The 13,273-nt window shown below is 63.6% G+C and carries 13 protein-coding genes; 3 read left to right on the forward strand and 10 right to left on the reverse strand.

The window, feature by feature from the left end:
- Positions 1–89: 89 nt before the first annotated feature.
- Positions 90–1,424 (reverse strand): glutamate/aspartate:proton symporter GltP, encoded by a 1,335-nt coding sequence (gene gltP, locus SD196_RS27540; RefSeq protein ID WP_275609428.1) that lies wholly within the window; start codon positions 1,422–1,424, stop codon positions 90–92.
- 653 nt (positions 1,425–2,077) lie between these two features.
- On the opposite strand from gltP, the gene SD196_RS27545 reads away from it, so the two are divergent.
- A complete protein-coding gene (locus SD196_RS27545) occupies positions 2,078–2,737 on the forward strand; it encodes a DUF3313 domain-containing protein (RefSeq protein ID WP_275609429.1) in 660 nt (219 codons plus the stop codon).
- A gap of 187 nt (positions 2,738–2,924) precedes the next feature.
- Here the strand turns inward: SD196_RS27545 and SD196_RS27550 are convergent, their stop codons facing one another.
- The 4 genes from SD196_RS27550 to SD196_RS27565 all read right to left on the reverse strand — a co-directional run bounded on the left by SD196_RS27550 (position 2,925) and on the right by SD196_RS27565 (position 5,072).
- Positions 2,925–3,398, reverse strand: coding sequence for an inhibitor of vertebrate lysozyme family protein (locus SD196_RS27550; protein WP_331315103.1), 474 nt, complete (start codon positions 3,396–3,398; stop codon positions 2,925–2,927).
- Positions 3,399–3,429: 31 nt separating this feature from the next.
- On the reverse strand, positions 3,430–3,591 hold the full coding sequence (locus SD196_RS27555) for a DUF1328 domain-containing protein (RefSeq protein WP_275609431.1): 162 nt from the start codon (positions 3,589–3,591) through the stop codon (positions 3,430–3,432).
- A gap of 97 nt (positions 3,592–3,688) precedes the next feature.
- Entirely contained in the window at positions 3,689–3,955 is a 267-nt protein-coding gene (locus tag SD196_RS27560) for a hypothetical protein (protein ID WP_275609432.1), read from the reverse strand.
- A 238-nt stretch (positions 3,956–4,193) separates the two neighbouring features.
- Positions 4,194–5,072: a BON domain-containing protein gene (locus tag SD196_RS27565; protein ID WP_370600378.1), complete on the reverse strand. Its 879-nt coding sequence runs from the start codon at positions 5,070–5,072 to the stop codon at positions 4,194–4,196.
- 220 nt (positions 5,073–5,292) lie between these two features.
- On the opposite strand from SD196_RS27565, the gene algB reads away from it, so the two are divergent.
- On the forward strand, positions 5,293–6,639 hold the full coding sequence (gene algB, locus SD196_RS27570; RefSeq protein ID WP_275609434.1) for a sigma-54-dependent response regulator transcription factor AlgB: 1,347 nt from the start codon (positions 5,293–5,295) through the stop codon (positions 6,637–6,639).
- On the forward strand, positions 6,636–8,429 hold the full coding sequence (locus SD196_RS27575) for an ATP-binding protein (RefSeq protein ID WP_275609435.1): 1,794 nt from the start codon (positions 6,636–6,638) through the stop codon (positions 8,427–8,429). Before algB ends, SD196_RS27575 begins: the two co-directional genes overlap by 4 nt.
- On the opposite strand, the gene SD196_RS27580 is transcribed toward SD196_RS27575, so the two are convergent.
- The 5 genes from SD196_RS27580 to atpD form a co-directional block, all read right to left on the reverse strand.
- Positions 8,426–9,208 (reverse strand): N-acetylmuramoyl-L-alanine amidase, encoded by a 783-nt coding sequence (locus SD196_RS27580; protein ID WP_275609436.1) that lies wholly within the window; start codon positions 9,206–9,208, stop codon positions 8,426–8,428. The two genes, SD196_RS27575 and SD196_RS27580, sit on opposite strands and share 4 nt — an antisense overlap.
- 8 nt (positions 9,209–9,216) lie before the next feature.
- The gene (locus tag SD196_RS27585; protein WP_015479763.1) at positions 9,217–9,804 is read right to left on the reverse strand and encodes a MarC family protein; all 588 of its coding nucleotides are present in this window, start codon (positions 9,802–9,804) and stop codon (positions 9,217–9,219) included.
- Positions 9,805–9,936: 132 nt separating this feature from the next.
- Positions 9,937–11,304 (reverse strand): bifunctional UDP-N-acetylglucosamine diphosphorylase/glucosamine-1-phosphate N-acetyltransferase GlmU, encoded by a 1,368-nt coding sequence (gene glmU / locus SD196_RS27590; protein ID WP_416310920.1) that lies wholly within the window; start codon positions 11,302–11,304, stop codon positions 9,937–9,939.
- 114 nt (positions 11,305–11,418) lie between these two features.
- On the reverse strand, positions 11,419–11,844 hold the full coding sequence (locus tag SD196_RS27595) for a F0F1 ATP synthase subunit epsilon (RefSeq protein ID WP_275609438.1): 426 nt from the start codon (positions 11,842–11,844) through the stop codon (positions 11,419–11,421).
- Between the two features lie 40 nt (positions 11,845–11,884).
- Positions 11,885–13,261, reverse strand: a complete 1,377-nt coding sequence (atpD, locus tag SD196_RS27600) for a F0F1 ATP synthase subunit beta (RefSeq protein WP_109935325.1) — start codon at positions 13,259–13,261, stop codon at positions 11,885–11,887.
- Positions 13,262–13,273 lie beyond the last annotated feature (12 nt).

The raw sequence follows: 13,273 nt of genomic DNA on the forward strand, positions 1-13,273 counted from the left end.
GAAATGACAAGGCCCCGGACAATGCCGGGGCCTTGGGAGTATCGGCGTACAACCACGAAGGGTTGTACGCCCTACGTAGGCCATCGCCTTCAACGGGTGGCGGCAGTTTCCTTGCCGTCCAGCAGTTGCTCCACGCGGCCGTTCTGCATGGCTTCCCAGTAACGGGCGCCCTTCTGTGCGTCGTACACACCTTCCCACTTGGAGATCACCAGCACGGCCAGGGCGTTGCCGATCACGTTCAGCGCGGTACGCGCCATATCCATGATGCGATCGACGCCGGCGATGAAGGCCAGGCCTTCCAGCGGAATGCCCACGCTGCCCAGGGTCGCCAGCAGCACCACGAAGGAAACGCCCGGCACGCCGGCGATGCCCTTGGAGGTGACCATCAGGGTCAGCACCAGCATCAGCTGCTGGCCGATGGACAGGTCGATGCCATAGAGCTGGGCGATGAAGATCGCCGCGATGCTCTGGTACAGGGTCGAGCCATCGAGGTTGAAGGAGTAGCCGGTAGGCACCACGAAGCTGCTCACCGCCTTGGGCGCGCCGTAGGCTTCCATCTTTTCGATGATGCGCGGCAGCACGGTCTCGGAGCTGGCGGTGGAGTACGCCAGGATCAGCTCATCCTTGAAGATGCGCATCAGCTTGATGATGGAGAAGCCGAACAGGCGCGCGGCCAGGCCCAGCACCATGAAGGCGAAGAAGGCGATGGCGAAGTACACCAGCACTACCAGCTTGGCCAGCGGCAGCAGCGAGGCAAAACCGAAGTTGGCCACGGTCACGGCGATCAGCGCGAACACGCCAATGGGGGCGTAGCGCATGATCATGTGGGTGACGCGGAACATCGCCTCGGCCACACCCTGGAACATCTTCACCAGCGGCTCGCGGGTCGGCGCCGGCAGCGAGGACAGGCCCAGGCCGAACATCACCGAGAAGAAGATGATCGGCAGCATCTCGCCGCGGGCCATGGCCGCGAAGATGTTGGACGGGATCAGGTTGAGGATGGTCTCGATGAACGCGTGGTGGTGTTCGACTTCCTTGGCGGTCTGCGCGTACTGGGAGATATCCACAGTGCCCAGGGTGCTCATGTCGATGCCGGCGCCCGGCTGGAACACATTCGCCAGCAGCAGGCCGACCACGATGGCGACCGTGGTGATGATTTCGAAGTAGATGATGGTCTTCAGGCCGATCCGACCGAGTTTCTTCGCATCCCCCATGCCGGCAATGCCGACGATGAGCGAGGAGATCACGATTGGTACGACGATCATCTTGATCAGGCGGATGAAGATGTCGCCCGCCGGCTGGAGGATGTTGCTGATCCACCAGGCCTTGTCCGCGCTGAAGTGGTTGAGCGCGGCGCCCAGTGCAATTCCGAGTACCAGGCCGATGAGGATCTGCCAGGCGAGGCTGAGCTTGGCTTTGCCCATAGTGAGTCACCCTTGATTCTTGTGGAAGTCGGGGTTCCGCTTGGCCATCGGGGTGCCGACGGCAAGCGAAAAAGGGGCGCATGATTCCTATGCCCCACGCCCTCGTCTAATGCCGGAGGCGCCTACCCTATGCACAATCGGCATAGGAAAAAGCACTTGAAACCTTGGTTCCAGGTCTTTCGGCCCTTGATTTATTGCATGAACCAGGTTCCTCAACGCCTGTCACGCAGCGGTCTGCAAAGCCGGCTAGGCTTGTTTGCATTCATGCCGTCAATGGCGCGAGTTGAACGGATGAGCCGTCCGGAATCGAGACACCCGGTGTTCCAGTTACCGGATGTACGGTCACATCGAAGGACCGTCACGGAAGGCCATGGCCAAGGAATGAGGCCATTGGACCGCAGGGCTGGCAGGATCGCGGGCGCTGTGGATAAGTCGCCGGAATCCGCTCTTCGTTGCTGCGGTGCTGGTTTATAGAGCTGAATCAGCCGACGGGAATCGGCGAGGCATTGTAGGACGCTTCCCGGTCACATCGGATTGATCGGTATCAGTAAGTTCGTGCTGGTTCGAAGCGGAGCGCGGCTACTCTTCGCCGCCGCAAGCATGCCAGCCAAGTCTGTGAACGACGCGGTGAACCTTCAGATACAGGACTCTCTATGACGCGACTCTCGGTAGTACCCACCCTGCTGTTGGCCGGCGCCCTGGCACTGGCCGGTTGTTCCAGCCAGAAGCCGGATGCCTCGCAGTATTCCGGCTTCCTCGACGACTACTCCCAGCTCAAACCCGCGACCTCGCCCAGCGGACAACCAGTGCTGCGCTGGGTGGACCCGAATCTGAAACTGAGCAACTACAGCTCGGTGCTGGTGGAGCGGCCGGTGTACTTCCCGCAGCCCAAGCCGACTGAGAACGTCGACCAGACGACCCTGAACGCCATTCCCGACTACCTGAAGCAGCAGATCGAGCGGCAGCTGAGCAGCCGTTACCGAGTGGTGCAGCAGGCCGACCGCGACACCCTGGTGCTGAAGACCGCGATCACCGGCGTGAACGTTTCCACCGAAGGGCTGCACGCCTACGAAGTGATCCCGATCGCCCTGGTGGTCGCGGCCACCACCACCGCCATCGGCACGCGGGACCAGGCAACCGAGGTCTATGTGGAGATGGAAGCGCTGGACGGCGCCACCAGCAAGCCGGTGGCCAAGGTGGTGCGCAAAGGCGCTGGCGAGGCGCTGGAGAACTCCAGCACGCAGCTGACGCTCAACGACCTGAAACCCGTGCTCGACGGCTGGGCGCGCGACGCCGCCAACTTCAAGCCGTAACCGGTCCGGCTCCGCGGAACCGAGGTGAGGACGATGTCTCCTCCCCACTCCGGCTCCGCCGCAGCCTTTTACCCTGACCTGGTCCGCCGTTGCGGAGGTACCCCCTGTACCCCAGAGTCGCTCAGGGCCTGAATCACCCCGAACATCCCGGCCCCCTGGTCATGCGCAGGCCGTCGGCCACGCGCAATCAGAACCAGCTCGGATCACTCCTGAGCTCCTCATCCAGAATGCTTTTCACCGCGTCATCGGGTTCGCCCAGCCAGCGCAGGCGGGCGTGCCGGCTCGGCGCCTGGTCCGGCGGCAACCCTTCGGGCACGGTCACGTAGAGGGCATAGGCCTTCTGTTTATCCCAGGTGAAGGCGACATAGAGCCGGTGCCTGGTGCAGTCGTAGGCCTCGCACAGTTCGCCTACCAGGTACTTGCCGCCCGGCTGGTCGACCGAGTGCATCGGCATCGAGGTGCCGGTGAGATTCGTTACCCAGCCGGGCAACTGATCTTCGTTGCGCACCACGGAGTGCCAGGTCTGCCGGTACTGTTGATCGGAAGCCATCAGTTGGTCGACCCGCTGCCCGGTGATCCTGTCCGGCCCCAACGCCAGGGCCTGGGCCCCGACGCCGGCCAGCAGCAGGAGACCGATCAGCAGCTTGTGGATGAAATCCATCACCGTGCTCGTCATCAGTATAGAAATGGCGTCAGCCTCGCCAGCGCCCGACGATGAACGACGCGACGAACAGCACCAGGAACAGTACGAACAGGATCTTGGCAATGCTGGTCGCAGCGCCCGCAATTCCGCCGAAACCAAGCACGCCGGCGATGATGGCGATGATCAGGAATGTCAGAGCCCAACTGAGCATGGGATTTCTCCTCTATCTCGTGGTCGATTCGGCGCCGCTGCCGGAGTAGCCGCGTGGATGACCCCGCTCCCGAGGTTCAGGCCAGCCGGCCGTGGATTCAGAACACCCACCCCCCGCGACGCGGGGATGCCGCCTGCGACTCCTGGGGTTTCGCGCTCCACTGCCGGTCGAAGTTATCCCTGGCCGGAAGGGGCTGTGGATAACGCGGGGCAGCCGGTAGCACGCTATAAGCGCTGGGGATAAATACGCGGGGATAGCCCGAGAGTGGCGACATCAGTTGCGTCTGGTGGATCAGCAAAAGCAGCAGGGCGATGGCCAGCAGGACCCGGCTCCAGACATCGACACGTGTTTCGTGGCTATTCATCCCGACTCTCCTGGCCGTTGCGAGCCTCCTTGCCATTGCCGGCCCCATGATCTGATTTCCTTGGGAGTCTGCACGCCACATGCCAGACTGTTGCTGTCTTTTTTATCCTTTTAAAACAATGCGTTGGGTCACTTAAGCAGGACGTTTCCGCCCGCATCCTGCACGATTGCCAGGCTTTCACCATGCATTTTGCAACCGCCCGGTGAAGGCCTGGCTGCGATCACTCATCGGGTACGGCTCACGCGTGAATGTCGTCCAGGGGCGGTCGATACAGACCGGTGGTCTGGCCGGCCACCTTCAAGGCACTGGCGTCCACTTCATGAACGCCGCGGGTCTTGCGCGCGGTGTCGATCAGTTGCTGGCGCTCGGCATTGCTGGGCACCACGCCACTGAGGCTGACCACACCATCACGGGTCGACACGCCAATGGAAAGCCCGCTCAACGCATGGCGCGCCAGCACGTCAGCCTTGATCTGGCTGGTGATCCAGGCATCGCTGACCGCGGCCTGGGCATCGTTCACAGAGTCTTCCAGCTTCTTGGTCGGCGAACCTTCCGGCACCACCTTCAAGCGGTTATCCACAGAGGCGACGCCTTCGGTCTGTGCGGCAAGGTGGGAAGCCTGCTGACTGGCTTCCTCGCTGGGCACCGTACCCTCCAGGGTGACCGCACCGGCCTTGCTGGAGACCTTGATGTCCAGACCTTCAGCAGGCTTGTCCAGCAGCAGCTTGGCTTTGACCCGGGCGGCCAGTGCCGCATCGTCCCAGCGCTGTACCGCATCGCTGCGCGGCGCCTCGCCGCTGGCCAGCGCCGGATCGACGGTAATGCGGTTATCCACAGAGGTGATGCCTTCGACGCTCATGGCGACCTGCGCCGCCAGTTCGCGCTGTTCATCGCTGGCAACCTTGCCGCCCAGCACGGCACGGCCCTTTTCCACATCCACGCTGAGCTTGAAGGGCTTCAGGTCGCGGTTGAGGTTGATGGCGGTCCAGATCGATCCCTCCTGGCGCGCCTCGGCCAACTGTTCGGTAAGGGTGGATTCCTCGGCCTGGCCGACCAACGGCTGAGTGGCCAGCAGCACGCTGCCGAGGGCCAGGACAAGCAGCTTCGGGGTGGGCATGGTGCGCTCCTTGGCGTTTTTCTGTACTGCCAGTAGAGACAGCAAAATGCCCATGCCAGTGCCATCCTGTTGATAAGTCCTTTTATTTCAACGCATTACCTACCGTGTGGATAACTCTGTCCTTGCACCCTGCCCGATGCTCTGGAAAGAGCCTTTGCAACTTGCACGAAATTTCCGGGACTAAGAAATAACCTAAGACAAATAATGAGGATCACCCTGAATGGACGCTCCGCCTGAGCAACAAGGCCGCATCCTTCTGGTCGATGACGAGCCTTCCATCCTGCGCTCGTTCCGCTATTGCCTGGAAGATGAAGGCTATAGCGTGGCGACCGCCAGCAGCGCCGCCCAGGCCGACACGCTGCTGCAACGACAGGTTTTCGACCTGTGCTTCCTCGATCTGCGCCTGGGCGAGGACAACGGCCTGGACGTGCTCGCCCAGATGCGCGTGCAAGCCCCCTGGATGCGCGTCGTCATCATCACCGCCCATTCCGCCGTGGACAGCGCGGTAAACGCCATGCAGGGCGGCGCCGCCGACTACCTGGTGAAACCCTGCAGTCCCGATCAGTTGCGCCTGGCCGCCGCCAAGCAGTTGGAGGTCCACCAGCTCACGGCACGTATCGAGGCGCTGGAAGGCGAGATGCGCAAGCAGGGCGACGTGCTCGAATCGCAGAGCCCGGCCATGGCTGCGGTCCTGGAAACCGCCCGCCAGGTGGCCGCCACCGACGCCAACATCCTCATCCTTGGCGAGTCCGGCTCCGGCAAGGGCGAACTGGCGCGGGCCATCCATGGCTGGAGCAAGCGGGCGAAAAAACCCTGCGTGACCATCAACTGCCCATCGCTGAGCGCCGAGCTGACCGAAAGCGAACTGTTCGGACACAGCCGCGGCGCATTCACCGGCGCCACCGAGAACACCCTTGGACGCATCAGCCAGGCCGACGGCGGCACCCTGTTCCTCGACGAGATCGGCGACTTCCCCCTGAACCTGCAACCCAAGCTGCTGCGCTTCATCCAGGACAAGGAGTACGAGCGGGTGGGCGACCCGGTGACGCGCACCGCCGACGTACGCATCCTTGCAGCGACCAACCGCGATCTGGCCGGCATGGTCGCCCAGGGCAGCTTCCGCGAAGACCTGCTGTACCGGCTGAACGTCATCGTGCTGAACCTGCCACCCTTGCGCGAACGCGCCGAAGATATCCTGAACCTTGCCGAGCGCTTCCTCGCCCGCTTCGTCAAGGATTACGGCCGCCCGGCCCGCGGCTTCACCGATGAGGCCCGTGACCTGCTACGCCGCTACGGCTGGCCCGGCAATGTCCGTGAGCTGAGAAACGTTATCGAACGTGCGAGCATTATCTGCAATCAGGAGCTGATCGGTATCGAACACCTGGCACCCAGCGAGCATTCGACAAACGCCACACCACGCATCGGCGAATCGCTCAGCCTGGAGGAGCTGGAAAAAGCCCACATCGCCGCGGTGATGGCCTCCAGTGCAACCCTCGATCAGGCCGCCAAGACCCTGGGCATCGACGCCTCCACGCTTTACCGCAAGCGCAAGCAATACAGCCTGTGAAACTGCCCCTGTCGCTGACGTTGCGCACCCAGCTCTTCCTGAGCATCTCGGCGCTCATGACGGTGGCCCTGCTGGGACTGCTGCTGGGGCTGTTCAGCGTGGTGCTCACCGGTCGCGAGCAGGCGGAACTCATCCAGCGCAATTTCGACACCATCGAGGTCAGCCAGCAGTTGCGCCAGGCCCTGGGCGACGAGCTGGTCCAGGTTCTCAACACGGAACCCGACACCCAGCGCCTGGAGACCGCCCGCCAGTCCTTCCGCAATGCCCTGGCGCGAGGCCAGCAGCAGGCTTCCAGCGACACGGAACGGCAGCTGTTGCAGCAGATAGCCGGCGCCCACCGGCAATTCGTCGCAGCCACGGACAACCCGGGGCCCGGACGCCCCGAACTGCTGGCCGACAGCGACCTCAGCCGCAACCTGGACGGACTTCGTCAGCAGTTGCTCGCGCTGCATGAGTTCGCCATGCGCAACATCGACACCCAGGAAAGCGATGCGCGCACGCGGACGCTACTGATCAGTGGGCTGCTCGGGCTGGTGGGCGTGGCCATCCTGCTGATCGGCTTCATTACCGCCCACAGCATCGCCCGCCGCTTCGGCGCCCCCATCGGCGCACTGGCCAAGGCGGCGGACAAGATCGGACAGGGTGACTTCGACCTGACCCTGCCGATTTCCCCGGTGGACGAGCTGGCCGCCCTGAGCCGCCGCTTCGGTCTGATGGCGGAGGCCCTGCGCCTGTACCGGGAGACCAACACCGAAGCCATCGGCTACGGGCGCCGGCGCCTGCAAGCCGTGCTCGACAGCATCGACGACGGCCTGGTGATCCTCGATCGAGACGGCCGCATCGAGCACGCCAACCCGGTCGCCAGCCGCCAGTTGTTCTCCCGGAGCGATCCCCATGGACAGGACCTGGGCACGCTGCTGGATAGCCCGGAGCTGTCCCAGGCCACCCAGCGAGTTCTGGCAGGCAACCTGCTGGAGGAAACGCCCCGGGACCTGGTGGTGGAGGTCAATGGGGAACAGCGGCTACTGACCTGGGGCATGTCACCGGTCACCCACGACGATGGACGCAATATCGGCGCGGTGATGGTGCTGCGGGATGTCACCGAGCAACGCGCCTTCGAGCGGGTGCGCAACGACTTCGTGCTGCGCGCCTCCCATGAGCTGCGCACGCCGGTGACCGGCATGCACATGGCCTTCGGCCTGCTTTCCGAGCGTCTGGCCTTTCCCAAAGACTCCCGCGAGCACGATCTGATCACCACGGTCGATGAGGAGATGCGGCGGCTGGTGCTGCTGATCGGCGATCTGCTGAATTTCTCCCGGTACCAGAGCGGCACGCAGAAACTCGACCTGCAGCCCTGCGACATCACCGACATCCTCGCGCAGGCCAGGCAACGCTTCGAGGGTCAGGCACACAATCAGCTCATCGACATCCAGCTGGAAACCGCCGCCGACCTGCCGCCGATCAACCTCGACCGCCTGCAGATCGAACGGGTCATCGATAACCTGATCAGCAACGCCCTGCGTCACACCCACGAGGGTGGCGTCATCCGGCTGCAGGCCCGCTGTCACGATGAACGAGTGGCAATAGCCGTGGAGGACAACGGCGACGGGATTCCCTTCAGCCAGCAGAGCCGCATCTTCGAGCCCTTCGTCCAGGTTGGGCGCAAGAAAGGCGGCGCCGGCCTCGGCCTGGCCCTGTGCAAGGAGATCGTCCAACTGCACGGCGGGCGCATCCTGCTGCACTCACAGCCGGGCAAAGGCTCGCGCTTCTACCTGCTGCTGCCGGTTTAACTGGTCGGCACGGCCAGCAACAGCGCTGCGGTTTCCAGGTCCGGCTCGCCGTCGAAACGGTCCGGGCGGAAGCGCATCTGGAAGGCGGCAATCACGTTGCGAGTTTCCTCATCCAGCACCCCGTCGAGCGGCACCGCGTAGCCATGGCGCGCCAACTGTTGCTGGAACCACCCCGGGGCGGGCAACTGGCCGTTCAGCTCACCCAGGCGGCGGGCAATCTCGCCCGGCTTCGGCCAGGGGATCAGGCCGGCATCGGCGAGCTTCTTCCAGGGGAACAGCGGGCCCGGATCGACCTTGCGCTGCGGGGCGATGTCGCTGTGGCCGAGGATGTGTTCCGGGGTGATGCCCTGGCGCTTGCTGATGTCCTTGAGCAGGGCGATCAGTGCATCGATCTGCCCGTCCGGGTAGGGATACCAGATCTTGCCATTGGGGGTTTCACGATAGCCGGGATTGACCAGTTCGATGCCGATCGACGTGGAGTTCAGCCAGGTGCGGCCCTGCCATTCGCTCTGCCCGGCGTGCCAGGCACGGCGGTTCTCGTCCACCAGCTCGTAGATGGTCGGCGGCTGGTCGCCGATCAGGTAATGCGCGCTGACCTCACCCTGCGTCAGGACCTTCAGCGAACGCGACAGGTTCTCCGACGTGTAGTGGATGATGATGTACTGGACGCGGCTGTCCTGGTTGCGCGAGACATGCGAGCGATCGATCTGCAGCCCCTGCTCGGCGCAGCCGGCTAGCAGCAAGGCGGACAGGGCGAGACAGGGGATGCGAAGGGTCATGGGCTCACTCACGCTGCAATGTGCAGGACGCTGCGCAGGTTCTGCAGGAGCATGTTCACGCTGAGCATGATCAGCAACATGCCGGCCAGGCGCTCCACGGCGGTCAGCCCGCGAGGGCCGAGGAAGCGCTGCAGGAACGAGGCCTGCAGGAGGATCAGCGCCGTCGCCGCCCAGGCAAGAATCACCGCCAGGTACAACTCCCACAACGGGCCGGTGTAGGTGGTGCGCAGGGTGATCAGCATGGCTAGCGCTGACGGGCCGGCCACGGCCGGGGTGGCCAGCGGCACCAGCAGCGGTTCGCTGTCGGGCATGTCGCCCAGCACACCCTGCGGGGTCGGGAAGATCAGGCGCATGGCGACCACGAAGAGAATGATGCCGCCAGCGATCCCGGTGGCTTCCTTCGACAGCCCCAGGCCGGTGAGGATGTGCTCGCCAAGGGTCAGGAAGATCAGCAGCAGGCCAAGCGCGAGCAGCAGTTCGCGCAGGGCGACCTTGAGCCGGCGTTCGGCCGGGACGGATTTCAGTGCGGCAAGGAACACCGCGATGTTGCCGAACGGGTCGGTGATCAGAAAGATCAGGACGGCGACGCCGAGCATGATCGAGAAACTCCGGCAGGAAAGACGCCCCTACCCGAGCGGCAGCACGGGTGAGGAAAACGTCTGTGGATAACGAAATAGCGTAGCCCCACCTGTAAATAAAGACTTACCCACAGGCGGAATGAGGTGACGTCAGGGCTTCTTGATCTTTTCCGGACGCTTCCAGCCTTCGATCACGCGCTGCTTGGCGCGACCGACCGCCAGGGTGCCGGCCGGAACCTCTGCGGTAACGGTAGAACCCGCGCCAGTCGTGGCGCCGGAGCCGATATCCACAGGCGCGACCAGGGAGTTGTTGGAGCCGATGAAGACGTCTTCGCCGATGGTAGTGCGCCATTTGTTGGCGCCGTCGTAGTTGCAGGTGATGGTGCCGGCGCCGATGTTGGTGCGCGCACCGACTTCACTGTCGCCCAGGTAGGTCAGGTGGCCGACCTTCACGCCGTCCTGCAGGTGGGCGTTCTTCAGCTCGACAAAGTTACCCACATGCACCTGGCGCTCCAGCACGCTGCCCGGACGCAGGCGGGCGAACGGGCCGACATCGCTGTCCGGACCGACGTGGGCGCCTTCCAGGTGCGAGTTGGCCTTGATGATGGCGCCACGGCGCAGGGTGCTGTCCTTGATGTAGCAGTTCGGACCGATCTGTACGTTGTCCTCGATTTCCACCAAGCCTTCGAGGATCACGTTGATGTCGATCTGCACGTCGCGGCCGACGCTGACCTCGCCACGCACGTCGAAGCGTGCCGGATCGATCAGGGTCACGCCCTGGGCCATCAGTCGACGCGCCACGCGCTGCTGGAAGAAGCGTTCCAACTCGGAGAGCTGCAGGCGATCGTTGGCGCCCTGGACTTCCATGGCCGCCTGGGGCTGCGCAGTGGCGACGCGCAGGCCATCGGCCACGGCCATGGCGATCACGTCAGTCAGGTAGTACTCGCCCTGGGCGTTGGAATTGGACAGGCGCGACAGCCAGCCGGCCAGGCGCTCGCGCGGCACGGCGAGGATGCCGGTGTTGCCTTCGCGGATGGCGCGCTGCTCGGGGGACGCGTCCTTCTGCTCGACGATGGCCTGAACCTCGCCAGCAGCGTCACGGATGATGCGGCCGTAGCCGGTCGGGTCATCCAGTTCGACGGTCAGCAGTGCCAGCTGTTCGGCATTGGCCTGGGCCATCAGGCGCTCCAGGGTCGGCTGCTCGATCAGCGGCACGTCGCCGTAGAGGATCAGCACCTTGTCCGCACTCAGGAACGGCGCGGCCTGGGCCACCGCATGGCCGGTGCCGAGCTGCTGCTCCTGGATCACGAAATTCAGGTCGTCCGCCTGCAGGCGTTCACGCACCAGCTCCGCACCGTGCCCGATCACCACGTGGATGCGGGAAGGATTGAGCGTGCGCGCGGTATCGATCACATGGCCGAGCATCGGCTTGCCAGCGACCGGGTGGAGGACTTTCGGCAGGGCCGAACGCATGCGCGTGCCCTGGCCAGCAGCGAGAATGACGATTTCGAGGGACATGAATGACAGACCGTCCTGGTGAGCGGGGAAACCCCGGGTGTAGAAAAAGAAAAAGGGTAGCCAAGGCTACCCTTTTCCAATTTGTCGCTGAAGCCCCGAGGAGCTTCGCGCGGCTCAGCCGCCGAACTTCTTGCGAACCTGCTGGACCGTGCGCAGTTGCGCTGCGGCTTCGGCCAGGCGGGCTGCGGCGGAGCTGTAGTCGAACTCGGCACCTTTGCTGTGCAGAGCCTTCTCAGCTTCCTTCAGTGCGGTCTGGGCAGCCGCTTCGTCGAGGTCGCCTGCGCGAATCACGGTGTCGGCGAGAACCTTGACCATGTTCGGCTGTACTTCGAGGAAGCCGCCGGAGATGTAGTACACCTCCTGCTCGCCACCCTGCTTCACCAGGCGGATCGGACCCGGCTTGAGCTCGGTGATCAGCGGCGCGTGGCCCGGAGCGATACCCAGATCACCCAGGGAGCCGTGCGCAACGACCAGCTCGACCAGACCGGAGAAGATCTCCGCTTCGGCGCTGACGATGTCGCAGTGGACTGTAATAGCCATACCCTTGCCTCACGTAAGCGCCCGTTTCCGGGCGCACGGATTACAGCTTCTTCGCTTTCTCGATGGCTTCTTCGATGCCGCCGACCATGTAGAACGCCTGCTCGGGCAGGTGGTCGTAGTCACCGTTGAGGATGCCTTTGAAGCCAGCGATGGTGTCCTTCAGGGAGACGTACTTGCCCGGGGAACCGGTGAAGACTTCTGCCACGAAGAACGGCTGGGACAGGAAGCGCTGGATCTTACGAGCACGAGCCACCAGCAGCTTGTCGGACTCGGACAGTTCGTCCATGCCGAGGATCGCGATGATGTCCTTCAGTTCCTTGTAGCGCTGCAGGATGTACTGCACGCCACGAGCGGTGTCGTAGTGATCCTGGCCGATGACCAGCGGGTCCAGCTGACGGGAGGTGGAGTCCAGCGGGTCCACGGCCGGGTAGATACCCAGCGAGGCGATGTCACGGGACAGTACCACGGTAGCGTCAAGGTGGGCGAAGGTGGTCGCCGGGCTCGGGTCGGTCAGGTCGTCCGCGGGAACGTATACGGCCTGGATCGAGGTGATCGAGCCTTGCTTGGTGGAGGTGATGCGCTCCTGCAGAACGCCCATCTCTTCGGCCAGGGTCGGCTGATAACCTACTGCGGACGGCATACGGCCCAGCAGTGCGGACACTTCGGTACCGGCGAGGGTGTAACGGTAGATGTTGTCGATGAACAGCAGTACGTCACGACCTTCGTCACGGAACTTCTCGGCCATGGTCAGGCCGGTCAGTGCAACGCGCAGACGGTTACCCGGCGGCTCGTTCATCTGGCCGTATACCAGGGCCACTTTGTCCAGAACGTTGGAGTCCTTCATCTCGTGGTAGAAGTCGTTGCCCTCACGGGTACGCTCGCCCACACCAGCGAACACGGAATAACCGCTGTGCTCGATGGCGATGTTACGGATCAGCTCCATCATGTTTACGGTCTTGCCTACACCGGCGCCACCGAACAGACCGACCTTACCACCCTTGGCGAACGGGCAGACCAGGTCGATTACCTTGATGCCGGTTTCCAGCAGCTCGTTGCCGCCAGCCTGATCGGCATAGGAGGGAGCTTCGCGGTGGATACCCCAACGCTCTTCTTCGCCGATGGGACCGGCTTCGTCGATCGGGTTGCCCAGTACGTCCATGATCCGGCCCAGGGTCGCTTTACCGACCGGTACGGAGATGGCTGCGCCGGTGCTCTCCACGTTCAGGCCACGCTTGAGGCCTTCGGTGGAACCCATTGCAATGGAACGAACCACGCCGTCGCCCAGCTGCTGCTGAACTTCGAGGGTGGTTTCGACGCCCTGAACCTTCAGGGCCTCGTAGATGCTCGGCACGGCATCGCGCGGGAATTCCACGTCGATCACGGCGCCGATGATTTGAACGATACGTCCGCTACTCATGTCTGGTTCCTC

Origin of the sequence: Pseudomonas macauensis, assembly GCF_047902425.1 — a bacterium.
In the GTDB taxonomy this organism is placed as follows: domain Bacteria; phylum Pseudomonadota; class Gammaproteobacteria; order Pseudomonadales; family Pseudomonadaceae; genus Pseudomonas.

Excerpts from the sequence above, each read along its gene's own strand:
- gltP (WP_275609428.1), bottom strand. The coding sequence starts at position 1,424 with ATGGGCAAAGCCAAGCTCAGCCTCGCCTGGCAGATCCTCATCGGCCTG.
- SD196_RS27545 (WP_275609429.1), top strand. The coding sequence starts at position 2,078 with ATGACGCGACTCTCGGTAGTACCCACCCTGCTGTTGGCCGGCGCCCTG.
- SD196_RS27550 (WP_331315103.1), bottom strand. The coding sequence starts at position 3,398 with ATGGATTTCATCCACAAGCTGCTGATCGGTCTCCTGCTGCTGGCCGGC.
- SD196_RS27555 (WP_275609431.1), bottom strand. The coding sequence starts at position 3,591 with ATGCTCAGTTGGGCTCTGACATTCCTGATCATCGCCATCATCGCCGGC.
- SD196_RS27560 (WP_275609432.1), bottom strand. The coding sequence starts at position 3,955 with ATGAATAGCCACGAAACACGTGTCGATGTCTGGAGCCGGGTCCTGCTG.
- SD196_RS27565 (WP_370600378.1), bottom strand. The coding sequence starts at position 5,072 with ATGCCCACCCCGAAGCTGCTTGTCCTGGCCCTCGGCAGCGTGCTGCTG.
- algB (WP_275609434.1), top strand. The coding sequence starts at position 5,293 with ATGGACGCTCCGCCTGAGCAACAAGGCCGCATCCTTCTGGTCGATGAC.
- SD196_RS27580 (WP_275609436.1), bottom strand. The coding sequence starts at position 9,208 with ATGACCCTTCGCATCCCCTGTCTCGCCCTGTCCGCCTTGCTGCTAGCC.
- SD196_RS27585 (WP_015479763.1), bottom strand. The coding sequence starts at position 9,804 with ATGCTCGGCGTCGCCGTCCTGATCTTTCTGATCACCGACCCGTTCGGC.
- glmU (WP_416310920.1), bottom strand. The coding sequence starts at position 11,304 with ATGTCCCTCGAAATCGTCATTCTCGCTGCTGGCCAGGGCACGCGCATG.
- SD196_RS27595 (WP_275609438.1), bottom strand. The coding sequence starts at position 11,844 with ATGGCTATTACAGTCCACTGCGACATCGTCAGCGCCGAAGCGGAGATC.
- atpD (WP_109935325.1), bottom strand. The coding sequence starts at position 13,261 with ATGAGTAGCGGACGTATCGTTCAAATCATCGGCGCCGTGATCGACGTG.